Genomic DNA, 13,276 nt, shown 5'->3' with positions numbered 1-13,276 from the left:
CTAACAGCTTGAGATACTCTGAAAAACGAGCAACTGATGAAATTATACCTGTCTGTTGTTTTAGGAAAAATAGGAAGCTGGTCTTTGCGATATTCCGCAGCGGAAAAAATAGCCCGGCAGTTCATTGCCGGAAGGTTCGATTCATTGCTGAGGGGGGAGCGTGTGAGAATACATCCGGCTCAGCCGTTCCTTCCGGACTGAACAGGACAGGGGAATATCAAAGCCCCCGGCAATAAATTGCCGGGCTATTCTCGGATGTCCTTACGGGACATGAGAACAAGGGCTTTGCTCGTTCTTATTCTTTTTCAATAGAAGCCTTTTAACAGCTCTTCTCCCACTTTCCATACATCACCTGCTCCCAGCGTAAGCACAACATCCCCTGCTTTCAGTATTTCCTTCAAATAGTCCAGGCAGGTCTCAAAATCTTCCCTGAATACAACCTGTTTATGTCCGTGAGACCTGATGCCTTCATACAAGGCATATCCGTCCGGGCCGTTTGTCTTTTTTTCTCCGGCCGCATAGATGGGAAGCGCCACAAGCATATCAGACTGATAAAATGCCCGGGTAAACTCATCAAACAAGGCCCTGGTTCTGGTATAACGATGTGGCTGAAACACCACAACGATGCGTCTGTCAGGCCAACTGTCTCTGGCGGCCTGCAAAGTGGTTTTGATTTCCGTGGGATGATGTCCGTAATCATCCACAACAGTAATCCTGCTCACCTCTCCTTTAATTTCCAATCTGCGCTGAACCCCTTCAATGGTTTCCAAAGCAGATTTGATCACATCAAAAGGAATACCAAGTTCAATTCCCACAGCAATACTTGACAGGGAGTTGAGGACATTGTGTATTCCCGGCAGATTCAAATTGATTTCCCCGAGAGCTTCTCCGAAATGATAGACATCGAATGTACTTCTCAGCCCCTCAAATACGACATTTTTGGCCCTCAAATCAGCCTGAGAACTCATTCCATAAGTGGTAAATCGTTTTTTTATTTTCGGAATAATATCCTGTATGGGTTCATTGTCCAGACAGAGTACCGCAAGACCGTAAAAAGGTATTCTGTCTGTGAAAGTCAGGAAAGCGTCCTTTATATCGTCAATGCCATTATAGAAATCCAGATGTTCTCTGTCAATATTGGTTATCACGGCAATTGTCGGAGACATTTTCAGAAAAGAGCCGTCACTCTCATCTGCCTCAGCCACGATAAACTCACCTTGCCCAAGTAATGCATTGGTGCCGATGCTTTTGAGTTTTCCGCCGATGACCACTGTGGGATCAAAACCGCCTGTTCCCAAAACAGAAGCAATGATGGATGTGGTGGATGTTTTACCATGTGCCCCGGCTATGGCGATGCTGTATTTCAGACGCATCAGCTCCGCAAGCATCTCCGCTCTCGGTATGACAGGAACAGAAGCCCGGGTAGCTGCGATAACTTCGGGGTTTTCAGAATCAACTGCGGATGATGTGACAACCACATCGGCCCCTTCTATCTGCTCTTCAGAATGTCCCTCAAAGATAACACCTCCGAGATATTTCAGATGGTCGGTGATATCTGACATTCTGACGTCAGACCCTGATACTTTATAACCAAGATTCAGAAGCAGTTCAGCTATACCGCTCATTCCGATACCGCCAATTCCAACAAAATGGATTTGATATTTTTTATGATACATAGTTTTTTTTAACTGAGAATTGAAAATTGAGAATTGAGAATTGGAGTCTGGTTTCTAAGTTCTAATTTCCAAGTAATTTATAACAATCGTTCACAATCGCCTCTGCCGCATTTGGTCTGCCAAGATTTTTCGCACGAGATGCCATTTGTTTAAGGCGATCCGGGTTTGACGCATAGTATTCAATTCTTTCGGCAAGTCCTTTGCCGGTAAGATTTTTTTGGAGAATCATTTCTGCGGCTCCGGTCCTTGTCAGGGTCCGGGCATTTAAAACTTGGTGATTATCCGCAGCAAAAGGAAAGGGAATGAAAATCACCGGTTTTCCAATGGCTGCGACTTCCGCCACTGTTGTCGCACCGGCTCTGCATATGATAATATCCGCTTTTTGGTATAGTTCTGCCATATCATCAAAAAAAGGTCTGAGGGTGCAGGAAATCCCCTGTTCCAGATAAGCGTTTTTCACTTCTGCCGCATCTTGTTCTCCGGTCTGATGCACGAAAAAAAAATTGTTTTTTTCTTTTATGTGTTTAATAGCTTCGATAACAGCCATGTTGATGCTGTGCGCGCCCTGACTTCCGCCTATTATTGAAACTTGAAACTTGAAACTTGAAACTTGAAACTTGGTTCCGGGTTCCAGAATTTCTTTGCGTATCGGATTTCCTGTAAAACGGATTTTTTTCAAATTTCGAGTTTCGAGTTTCGAATTTCTAAACGAAATGTATATCCGGTCTGCAAAATAAGATAAAATTCGGTTTGTAATTCCCGGGAGAATGTTCTGCTCATGAAGAACAATTTTGATGCCCATCAGCCAGGCACCGATGACCACCGGCCCCGCGGAGTAGCTCCCGACACCAATGACCAGATCAGGTTTAAAATGTTTAAGAATACGAACAGATTCAAATATCCCTTTTGGTATTTTTAGCAGGGAAAATACCTGATTCCACAATCCCCGCCCTTTGAGACCTTCTGCTGTAATACATTCGTGCGGCAAACCTTTTTTTGATAAAACAGAGCGTTCAACAGGTCTTCCGGTACCGACAAACAGAATTCTGTTTGTCGAATTCCTTGCCATAAAAGCCTCTGCAATGGCAATTCCCGGAAAGAGATGACCGCCTGTGCCACCGCCTGCTATTAAAATATTCATAATTAATTTTCAACTATCAATTTAAAGAGTTATTATTCACAGAATTTATATTCATTAATATTCCTATGGATGCCATATTCAGCAAAAGAGATGTGCCGCCATAGCTGAGAAAGGGCAGGGTAAGTCCTTTGGTGGGTAAAAGCGCAAGTGCGACCCCCATATTGATGCAAATTTGAAAACCCATTGCTGTTGTAAGTCCGGTCGCCAGGAGCGTTCCGAATGTATCTTTGGCATCCATGGCAATTTTAATTCCTCGCCATAAAATCAGGGCATACAATCCCAGGATAATCAGAACTCCCAGAAGTCCGAGTTCTTCCCCAATTACTGAAAAGATAAAATCTGTATGGGGTTCGGGAAGATAAAACAATTTTTGATAACCGTTTCCGATTCCGGCTCCCCATACTCCGCCGGTGCCAAACGCCATGAGGGAATGAATGATCTGATAGCCTCCGTCCGCGGCATACTGCCACGGATCCCAAAAACTTATAAGTCGTTGCATGCGATATTCAGCGCTGATTAAAAAAAGATAACAAACAGGGAGTGATACAAATAATGACACCAAAAGATGCTTAATGGAAACACCTCCCACAAACATCATAATCCATGTGACAGATCCGAGTATGACCACGGAACCAAAATCAGGCTGAATAAGTATCAGAATCGCAAAAATACCAAGAACCAGAACATGAGGCAGAAAACCAATATAAAAATCCTCGAGTTTATCCTGTTTTTTGCTCATGGAGTAGGCCAGATAAATTATCAGGGCGAGACGGGTAAATTCTGAGGGCTGAAATGAAAAGTTTCCGAACCGAAGCCATCTTGCAGCGCCGCCGACACGATATCCAAGTCCGGAGACCTGAATCGTGATAAGAAGAAAAAAGGCTATAATAAGAAACAAATATGCCAAAGACTGAAATAATTTATACGGAAAATATCTGCAAATCACCAGAAGGACAATCCCTAGCACAGAGAAAAATGCCTGTCTTTTTAAAAAAAAATAATCTGTGCCCAATTTTTTCAGAGCAAGCGCTGAACTTGCACTATAAACCATTACAATCCCGATTCCCACTAAAAAAAGGGCAGGAAACAGGAGTTTGGCATCGTAAGCAGATTGCGGGCTGTTGGCTTCTGAATGCGAATTTTTGTTTAACACCTGGCGTTTTTTTCTTTCAACCCTCATTCCTCACCCCTCGCCCCTCGCCCCTTCGCCACTTCCCTCACTGCCTGACAGAAGAATTCTCCCCGTTCCGCGTAGCTCTTATACATATCAAAGCTCGAACACGCAGGGGACAACAGCACCACATCTCCCGGGTTTGCTGCCTGGTATGCCTGAGAAACCGCATCTTCCACAGAGGAAGCCGTTGTTGTAAATGTGACATCTCCGAGAGCGGATTTTATATCTTCCTTTGCTTCTCCCATAACAATAAGATGCTTTGCGTGTCCGCGGACTTGTTCCCTCATTAAATGAAAATTGCTGCCTTTATTCCGTCCTCCCATAATCAGGATGACAGGTTCATTAAAGCATTCAACAGCCTTTACCACCGCATCCGTGTTTGTTGCTTTTGAATCGTCGAAGTATCTGACGTCATTGATTGTGGCCACATATTCAATCCGATGCGGCAGTCCTTTGAACTCATTCAGAGCAGACTGAATGCCGGCCTCTGTTCCCCCCACAGCCATTGCGGCCAGGCAGGCCGCGGAAATATTTTCCATGTTGTGGTCTGAAATTTGAAATTTGAAATTTGAAATTTGAAATTTGAAATTTGAAATTTGAAACTTGCCTCCGGTTTCGGATTTCAAATTTCCAGTTTCCAGTTTCCAGTTTCCAGTTTCCAGTTTCCTGCTTTTTATGTTCTGCGTTACTGAACTGATGAGCGGATCGGAACTGTTCAAAATGGCAAAATCATCTTTCTGCTGATTTTCAAATATCCGGCCTTTACTCATGGCGTATGCCTTGAAATCAGGGTAACGATCCAGATGGTCTTCTGTAATGTTCAGTAAAACTGAGGCTTTTGGCCTGAAAGTGTCTATGGTATCCAACTGAAAACTGCTGATTTCAGCCACAACAATATCAGCCTTCTTATTTCCGTCCGCGTAACTGATCAGCGGATTACCGATATTTCCCCCGACAAAAACATTTAAACCTGATGCTTCAAGCATCTTGCCCAGAAGGGTTGTTGTGGTGGTCTTACCGTTTGTGCCGGTGATGGCGACAATGGGTTCCCGGATGAATCTGGATGCAAGCTCAATCTCACCGATTACGGGTATCCCTTTTTTCTGAGCCGCTTTTATGGGCGGAATGGTATGGGGAACTCCGGGACTGACCACGATAACATCAGCATGTTCAAAAGTTTCCTTCCCGTGTTGCCCAAGCTCCATGGGAATGCCCATTTCACGCATTACCGGCATATAAGAACTCAGATGGTTTTCAGTTGCCATATCAGTGACAGTCACAAATGCGCCTCTGTTTTTTAAAAAACAGGCCACGGCCGCCCCCGACATGCCAAGTCCCACGACAAGAATGTTTTTATTAGTGATTTTCATAAAAAGTGTTAGGTGTTAGGCGTTAAGTGTCAGGTGTTAAGTGTTAGGTGTTAGGAAAAACCATCTCGTTCCCACGCCGGAATATGGGAATGGGATGTCAATTTTTAATTCTCAATTCTCAATTTATCTAAGTTTTAATGTACTGACGGAAATAAGCGCAAGTCCGATTGCAATAATCCAGAATCGGACGATAACTTTTGGCTCGGGCCATCCTTTTAATTCAAAATGATGATGCAACGGGGCCATTTTGAAGATTCTTTTGCCGTTTGTCATTTTAAAAAAGCCGACTTGGAAAATGACTGACAGGGCCTCGATGACAAAAAGTCCTCCCACAAGAATCAGCATTATCTCCTGCTTTGTAATAACAGCCACTGTGCCGATGATGCTGCCGAGAGAGAGCGAACCGACATCTCCCATAAAAATCTGTGCAGGATAAGTGTTGAACCACAAAAACCCCAGACCTGCTCCTGCGACAATTCCGCAGAAAATGGTTATTTCCCCGCTTCCGGCAACATAAGTGAGTTGCAAATAATCAGCTATTTTGGCATGTCCTGTCACATAAGCAAAAGCCATGTATGTTACCGAAACAACAATTACCGGCCCTATGGCAAGCCCGTCAAGCCCATCCGTGAGATTGACAGCGTTTGATGTTCCGACAATGACAAATGCCGCAAAAAAGATATAACCCCACCTGAGATCAGGTGAAATATTTTTAAAAAACGGTATGGTTACACGGGTGTTGAAATCCATACAGACATAAACAAAAATTCCTGCAACAAGTGCCAGTATTACCTGCATCAGAAATTTGTTCCGAGCAGTCAGTCCCTTGTTTCGCTTTCTGATCAGCATGAGATAGTCATCAATAAAGCCGATAAAGGCATAACCGATTGTAACCAGGAGAAGCACCCATATATAGCAATTGTTCAGATTTGTCCACAGAAGCGTTGACACAACGATTGAGGAGACGATAAGAATACCGCCCATGGTCGGAGTTCCTGCCTTTTTGTGATGTCCCTCGGGCCCGTCCTTCTGGATATACTGACCAATCTGCATTTCAGTAAGTTTTCTGATAACCCAGGGACCCAGCAGGAAGCAAATCAGAAAAGCAGTCAGAGAAGCATAAATTGTCCGAAAAGTAATATATCGGAATACATTAAAAGCCGAAATAGTCGTATGAAGCGGATACAGCAAATGATAAAGCATAATGTCCTATTTAAAAGTTAAAACTCGAAACCCGATGTTTCTGATTTCAGTTTCAAGTTTCAAGTTTCGAGTTTCAAGTCTCAAGTTTCAAGTCTCAAGTTTCGAGTTTCAAGTTTCAAGTTTCAAGTTTCAAGTCTCAAGTTTCGAGTCTCAAGTTTCAAGTTTCGAGTCTCAAGTTTCAAATTTCAAATCAGAGCGTTTATAATTTCCTCCATTTTCATAGCTCTGGACCCCTTGACCAAAACACAGTCATCTGGTTTAAGCGAGGCGATCAGATCTTCGATAATTTCCCTCTTGGTTCCTATAAAAATATTACAGGACTCCATTCCCTTATCCCGTGCGCCAGTTGCAACAGCCTCCGCGAATTCGCCTGTGACATATAGTTTTGCAACTTCTGTTCCTGATGCCAGCGACCCTAGTTTTCTGTGCATGGATTCCGCATATTCTCCAAGTTCCCGCATATCACCGGAAACAAAGATGCCTCTTCCCGCACCTTTTAATGATCTGAGTGCCATTATTGCGGCTTCCATGGATCCCGGGTTCGCGTTATAAGTATCATCAATAATGCTGATGCCTTGTTTTGTTTTAAGATGATTCATTCTCCCCCGGACTGGCTCGAAGGCTTCAAGTCCTGTTTTTATTTCCTGTGCGGACAAGCCCAGGGCATATCCCACAGATGCGGCAGCAAGTGCGTTTGAGACCATGAACGTGCCAGGATTTCCAAGATGAATCGGAATGCTTTCTGTTGGCAATGATAAGGTAAAGGAGACGCCTGTCTTTTCCTCCTTTACCGATATTGCTCTGATCAGAGAATCCCGGGATAATCCGAAAAGAATGATTTTGTTTCGAGTTTCAAGTTCCGAGTTCCGAGTTTTTAGTTTCAAGACTCTTGGATCATCTGCGTTCAGAATAGCGATTCCTCCGGGGCTGATTTTTTCCAGGAGTTCCCCCTTGGCGTTCATGATCCCTTCCATGGAACCCAGTTTTCCAATATGGGCAGGTCCGATGTTTGTGATAACGCCAATATCCGGCAGACAGATATCAGCGAGTTTTGAAATCTCTCCGGGGTTATTCATCCCCAGCTCCAGCACAGCCCATTCATGAGAGTCCTCAAGATTAAACAGGGTTAAGGGCAGCCCGATTTCATTGTTAAAACTTCCTCGGGAAGACAAAGTGGAAAATCGTTGAGCAACCACCGTGGCTGTCATTTTTCTGGTGGTGGTTTTGCCATTAGACCCGGTTATTGCGACAACCGAAACATCTGATCGCCTACGGTTAAAAGCGGCAAGATCGCCAAGTGCTGTTGTTGTGTCAGTTACCGCTATACAAACCACGCCTTTTTCTCTCCATTCCGCCCGGGGCAACTCATTTGCTTTATTCTCGTCTATAATGAGACCTCGCCCCCCCTGTTTGATGACGCTTTGGATAAAGCGGTGTCCGTCATGAACCTCGCCTTTGATGGCTACAAACAGGTTATCATTAGATATCTTACGGGAATCAATTGAAATACCGGAAAAATAATGTTCTGTCTCCCCCAGCAGGAGTTCACCCCCTGTTGCGTGGAGAATTTCATCTGTTGTCCATGTTTTTATCATTTGTCATTTATCATTTGTCATTTGTCATTTGTCATTTGTCATTTGTTATTTGCTAATGAGCAATCACAAATCCTCAAATCTCTGGCCCCTGGCCCCTGGCCCCTGACCCCTGGCTGTTAATTTGTCGGTTTTATTTCGGGGCGGTACGTTCATGTGATTGAGGGTTTTATGAGCGATTTTTCTGAATACGGGCGCGGCCACAGTACCGCCGTAATGATCTTTCTGAGGCTCGTCAACAACAACCAGAATCGCTATTTCGGGTTTTTCAGCAGGAACAAATCCGATGAAGGATGCAATATATTTTCCCTTTGTATATTTTCCTTTTCCATGAACTTTTTGGGCTGTTCCTGTCTTACCGCAAACGCAATAACCTTTCATGGCTGCATTCACCCCGGTTCCCCCTGTCTTAACCACTGATTTCATCATCTTTTTCACTGTGTTGGCAGTCTTTGCTGAAATAACTCTTCGAACTTTCTGAGGTCCGAAAGTCTTTATAGGAACTCCTGTCTGGTCTGTTATTGCCTGGACAATATAAGGTTTCATAAGAACCCCGTCATTTGCAATTGCGGAAGCTGCTGTTACAAGTTGTATGGCAGATGCGGAAATCCCCTGACCAAAAGCAATGGCTCCGGCATCAATTTCTGACCATCGCTTATAATGAGACAAACTGCCCGCGGTCTCACCGGGACAGTCAATTCCGGTTTTTTCTCCGAAACCAAAATCACGAAGTGTTTTGTAAAGGGATTCTGAGCCGATGGTCTCACTCACTTTTACAAATCCGATATTACTGGAATGTTTTATTATTTTTTCTAGTGAAAGCCATCCGTAAGGATGGGTGTCATGGATAATATCACCACCGACTTTGTATGCGCCGTTTTCACAAAAAAAGATAGTATCCGGCTTACAGCCTCCGTATTCCATTGCCGCGGATGCGCTGAATATTTTCATTGTCGAACCTGGCTCAAACGGATCTGTTATGGCTTTGTTTCTCCAAACTTCCCTGTCAAAGCTCGCAAAGGAATTCGGGTTGAAAAGAGGAACATGAGCCAGTGCCAGTACCGCTCCTGTTTTGGGAACCATCACGACCGCCATTCCTGATTTGGCTGAAAAACGCGTAACAGCCTCTGTCAGTGCGCTTTCAGCTATAAATTGGATGGTCCGGTCAATGGTAAGAATCAGGTTATTCCCGCTATAATTTTTCGCATCTCTGATCTGAGCCAGCGACAAGTTTTCATTTAATTCTTTTTTTGGGCAGATTTCGTTGGCTTCGGCCCGGCCTCCGCTTTTGTCAAATATACGACCCAGGGCATCTTTTAACACCGCGGACTTGCCAGCCTTCCCCTGAAGATATCTGTTATAATAAAATTCGATTCCTTCCAGTCCTCTGCCGTCTATGCCTGTAAAACCGATCACCTGGGAAGCGAGCATTCTGTTTGTATAAAAACGCTGATGTTCAGGTATGAAGTCAATCCCGTTAAATCCGAACTTTCTGACAGCCTCTGTTTCCCTGGGAGGGACCTGACGTTTAACCCACACAAAAGAGCGGCGTGATTCAAGTTTTTGTCTGAGAGACCCTTCCCCGATATTCAGTTCTCTTGCGAGTGTCTTTACAACTGTCGGGGTATCCTTGATATGCGGAGGATACGCTGCAACTGATCTTACATCAATGCTTACGGCGAGTTCCCCTCCGTTTCTGTCGTATATTGTCCCGCGTTTTCCGCGGGTTGTAACCACTTTTATATATTCGTTCGTTGCTTTCTGACATAAATCAGAATAGCAGAACACCTGCAAATAAATAGCCCTTGAACCAATGATCGAAAAAAAGATGATAAAAATAATGCCAACCACAGCAACACGTAAATTTATATATTTTTTCTGAGAGGGTTTCATTGTATTTCCCATTTTTCATGAGCGGTTATATGAAAGTGTCGGGTGTTAGGTGTTAAGTGTCAGGTGTTCAGTGTCAGGTGTTCAGTGTCAGGTGTTAGGTGTTAAGTTTCAGGTGTTAAATCTTTGCCAAATGGGATTTGCAACCCATATGCATCAGGCAAAGATTACAACGCATTGTTTTTATTAAGTCTGATTCTGCTGAACGAGGTTTGCAACCCCGTCCGAAAACTTTCGTAATTTTTCAGCACTGCCGAAACATCCCGGACGGGGTTGCAAACTCCGTCCGGCTTAAATGAGAAAGTAAAATCATATATAAAAATATATCAGTGGGTTGAAAAAACGGAGTGATGCCTGTCACAATTCTTTCAGGGAATGATAACCATCTGTTCTGGTGTGGGCGTTGCCAGCCCAAGCTCGTTTTTTGCAATTTTTGCGATCCGTTCCGGAGATTTCAGTCTGGCCAGCTCAATCTTTAATTTATTTTGCAGAGTGATAAGTTTCTGATGATTATCTGTTTCTTTTGTTATTTCATACCCAACCTGGACACACTGGACTCTGCACCAAGTATAAAAAAGAAGCTGGGCAATAAAAATCAGCATAATAATACCCCATACACCCATGGTTTTTAATTCAGACATCTTCATTTTTTCAACATCCTGATTTAAACAACAGCAACGGCCCGTGGGTCACAGCAAAATATGAAATTCCAATGTTTTTCTTAATACTTAACACTTTCATATAAACGCCCATGACCTTCGGTCACAACGAATGATGAAAGTTTTGAAATTTTCCTAACACCTAACACCTAACACCTTCATATAAATAACTTAGCTTATAAAACAAATCAATAGGGCAGAAAACGTATTCAGGGGGTAAAAAATTCTACCTTTACCATGAAAATACATTTGGAAAACCCGGGTTTTTTTGTCCGTTTTCACCACATATTTTCATGACCGGGGGGTGAGAAACCCGGCTTTTTCATGAGCGTTTCTTTACAATTTTTCCACAGCCCTTAATTTCGTGCTTCTTGACATGGGGTTGACGGTGACTTCCGCTTTTGTCGGCCGTTGCGGTTTTTTCGTCAGAATATGTGCCACACTTTTTTTGTTACAGACACATTTGGGAAAGCTTGGCGGACAGATGCATCCTTTTTCCATAGCCTTCATTGCATGTTTCACAATTCGGTCTTCGAGAGAATGAAATGACAGAATACAAAGGCGGCCTCCGGGCTTCAGAAGTGCCGGTGCAGCTTCCATAAAGGAATTCAGGCACTCAAGCTCTTTGTTGACGGCGATTCTGAGCGCCATGAACACCCTCGTGGCCGGATGGATTTTTTCTTTGTTTCCTTTGGGCACAGCCTCACACACGATCTGAGAAAGTTCCCTGCTTGAACGAATTTTTTTATTTTTTCTTACTGTCACAATTTTTTTGGCAATGCGTTTTGACCATCTTTCTTCCCCGTATTCTTTAAAAATTTTTTCAAGGTCCGCTGCCTTCAGCCCGTTGACCAAATCTTCGGCCTTTGTGGTTGTTGTTTCTGTCCCCATCCGCATATCCAGCGGCTCATCTTTTTGAAAGCTGAAGCCCCGGCCGCTTGAACTGATCTGATGAAATGAAACCCCGAGATCAAGGAGGATGCCGTCGGCCGCATGAACACCCAGTTCTGACAGAATATCAGAAATATGTATAAAATTACAATGAAAAAGGCGGATATTTTTTTCATATAACTTCAAATTTTTTTTAGCGTTATTGATTGCCGCCTCATCCTGGTCTATGCCGATTAGCAAACCATCCGGCATAATTTTTTCCAGAATGGCCCGGGAATGGCCTGAGCCGCCAAGTGTGCAGTCCACATAAATTTTTCCTGGTTCGCAGTTCAGATAATGAACCACCTCATTTAACATGACAGGGACATGGCAGTATGGCATGGCATCTGTCTCCGGATTTCCGGTCTTCACATCATCACCTAATTTTATCGTTTAATAATAAGCAGATGGAAAATGATGCCGAGCCGCTCCCGGGGATTGGGAAATCCCCTGGAAATGCCTGGGATTTCTCAATTCCGAGCGAGCGTTCTTGATCTCGTTCCCACGCTTCGCGTCACTGCCATTAAGTTGAGACTCATCCGGGGTGGCAAAAAGAGTTTCCGGCAAGGATGCGAAAAATAATTTTCGCACTCCGGAAGCTTAACTTAATGGCAGTGACGCTTCGCGTGGGAATGCAGCTCGGACGCTTCGCGTCCCGAAACCGTTCGCCATGCGGAAGGCAAAGGATCTCAGTTGAAATTAAATCGTATTCTGAAAAAATTTTAAGAAAGTGTCAAGGGAAAACAAATAAGCATGAACAAAAATGACTCATAAAAACGACTCATTCAGAAGCGACTATGGATTTTAAGAAAAACATTGTCCCGATTGCCGAACTTGCAGTTTGGCGGAAAAGCCCGGGAACCGGACATCGGAATCGTTCCCAAGCTGCAAGTCCGGCACGCCGGAGGTGGCCGCGGCGATGATCATCATCGGAGCCATGCTTGCGGCAGTGCCTGCCCGGGCAGATTATACGATGATTGCAGGGGGTATCCCCATACGCATCAGGCTAAAAAATTTTTTTAAATAAAATTGGATTATTATTCGCATTCTCGGAGTCAACAGACGGAAAGCTCTCCATAATATGGTATTCTTGCCTCCAAAAGCTGACGCGTAGTTTTCCTCTTTCTTTTTTGTTTGCAAAGGCGCTTTGACATAACTCTTCCCAGCTCCTCGGAAAGTTCTCCGAGGTGGCCGCCGCCGGTCGCCTTTGACTTCGGGTTCCCATATTTCATGCGGAACATTGGTGACGAGGAAGGGGAAGCTGAACCAGACAGAATATCTATTCCCCGTTTCCGTGATACCGGATATGCTGTCCCTGTCGGGACTTTTCAAACACACGCTTAGAAATAAAAAACCGCAGAGGCCCTAATTTTCAATTCTCAATTTTAAAAAAAGGTTGCATATCAGGAACAAAAAGCATAGATTTAAAATAAACAGTTCAGGAGCAATATGTCCCGTCTCACATTTCCGTTTTTTCTTCATCCGCTTGTAATCATTGACTGATGGGCTTTTTTGCTCATAATTTTATATGAAAGTGTTAGGTGTTAGGTGTTAAGTGTTAGGAAAAAATATAAAACTTTCATGGTTCATTGTGACCGAAGGTCATGTCTGTTTATATGAAAGTGATTTGTGGTTTGTGAT

Annotated in this window: 12 protein-coding genes; 3 read left to right on the top strand and 9 right to left on the bottom strand. The window is 43.8% G+C overall.

From position 1 onward, the window contains the following. Positions 1 to 305: 305 nt before the first annotated feature. From murC to mraY, 5 genes are all read right to left on the bottom strand, one after another. Positions 306 to 1,676 (bottom strand): UDP-N-acetylmuramate--L-alanine ligase, encoded by a 1,371-nt coding sequence (murC, locus tag dnm_RS00180; protein ID WP_207680701.1) that lies wholly within the window; start codon positions 1,674 to 1,676, stop codon positions 306 to 308. 61 nt (positions 1,677 to 1,737) lie between these two features. Continuing rightward, positions 1,738 to 2,817: an undecaprenyldiphospho-muramoylpentapeptide beta-N-acetylglucosaminyltransferase gene (gene murG, locus dnm_RS00175; protein ID WP_207680700.1), complete on the bottom strand. Its 1,080-nt coding sequence runs from the start codon at positions 2,815 to 2,817 to the stop codon at positions 1,738 to 1,740. Positions 2,818 to 2,833: 16 nt separating this feature from the next. Continuing rightward, complete coding sequence (gene ftsW / locus dnm_RS00170; RefSeq protein ID WP_207680699.1) at positions 2,834 to 3,997, bottom strand: putative lipid II flippase FtsW; 1,164 nt, start codon at positions 3,995 to 3,997, stop codon at positions 2,834 to 2,836. Continuing rightward, complete coding sequence (gene murD / locus dnm_RS00165) at positions 3,994 to 5,361, bottom strand: UDP-N-acetylmuramoyl-L-alanine--D-glutamate ligase (protein WP_207680698.1); 1,368 nt, start codon at positions 5,359 to 5,361, stop codon at positions 3,994 to 3,996. The genes ftsW and murD overlap by 4 nt, the downstream gene beginning before the upstream one ends. A 123-nt stretch (positions 5,362 to 5,484) precedes the next feature. Further along, entirely contained in the window at positions 5,485 to 6,564 is a 1,080-nt protein-coding gene (mraY, locus tag dnm_RS00160) for a phospho-N-acetylmuramoyl-pentapeptide-transferase (RefSeq protein ID WP_207680697.1), read from the bottom strand. Between the two features lies 1 nt (position 6,565). Between mraY and dnm_RS00155 the strand changes: the two genes are divergently transcribed. Further along, complete coding sequence (locus dnm_RS00155; protein WP_207680696.1) at positions 6,566 to 6,769, top strand: hypothetical protein; 204 nt, start codon at positions 6,566 to 6,568, stop codon at positions 6,767 to 6,769. Here dnm_RS00155 and dnm_RS00150 read toward each other — a convergent pair. The 4 genes from dnm_RS00150 to rsmH all read right to left on the bottom strand — a co-directional run bounded on the left by dnm_RS00150 (position 6,750) and on the right by rsmH (position 12,007). Further along, positions 6,750 to 8,159, bottom strand: a complete 1,410-nt coding sequence (locus dnm_RS00150; RefSeq protein ID WP_207680695.1) for a UDP-N-acetylmuramoyl-tripeptide--D-alanyl-D-alanine ligase — start codon at positions 8,157 to 8,159, stop codon at positions 6,750 to 6,752. The genes dnm_RS00155 and dnm_RS00150 overlap by 20 nt on opposite strands. Positions 8,160 to 8,222: 63 nt before the next feature. Beyond that, a complete protein-coding gene (locus tag dnm_RS00145; RefSeq protein WP_207680694.1) occupies positions 8,223 to 10,049 on the bottom strand; it encodes a peptidoglycan D,D-transpeptidase FtsI family protein in 1,827 nt (608 codons plus the stop codon). Positions 10,050 to 10,414: 365 nt separating this feature from the next. Beyond that, positions 10,415 to 10,693 (bottom strand): septum formation initiator family protein, encoded by a 279-nt coding sequence (locus dnm_RS00140; RefSeq protein ID WP_207680693.1) that lies wholly within the window; start codon positions 10,691 to 10,693, stop codon positions 10,415 to 10,417. A 348-nt stretch (positions 10,694 to 11,041) separates the two neighbouring features. Beyond that, positions 11,042 to 12,007 (bottom strand): 16S rRNA (cytosine(1402)-N(4))-methyltransferase RsmH, encoded by a 966-nt coding sequence (gene rsmH, locus dnm_RS00135; protein WP_337833594.1) that lies wholly within the window; start codon positions 12,005 to 12,007, stop codon positions 11,042 to 11,044. Positions 12,008 to 12,049: 42 nt separating this feature from the next. Here rsmH and dnm_RS00130 point away from each other — a divergent pair, with 42 nt between their 5' ends. Beyond that, positions 12,050 to 12,217: a hypothetical protein gene (locus tag dnm_RS00130; protein ID WP_207680692.1), complete on the top strand. Its 168-nt coding sequence runs from the start codon at positions 12,050 to 12,052 to the stop codon at positions 12,215 to 12,217. A 259-nt stretch (positions 12,218 to 12,476) separates the two neighbouring features. Beyond that, positions 12,477 to 12,662, top strand: a complete 186-nt coding sequence (locus tag dnm_RS00125) for a hypothetical protein (RefSeq protein WP_207680691.1) — start codon at positions 12,477 to 12,479, stop codon at positions 12,660 to 12,662. Positions 12,663 to 13,276 lie beyond the last annotated feature (614 nt).

The sequence above is a fragment of the Desulfonema magnum genome (assembly GCF_017377395.1).
Classification (GTDB): domain Bacteria; phylum Desulfobacterota; class Desulfobacteria; order Desulfobacterales; family 4be13; genus Desulfonema_C; species Desulfonema_C magnum.
Note: the sequence above shows the minus strand (reverse complement) of the source record. Positions and strands in the feature narration are given on the sequence as shown.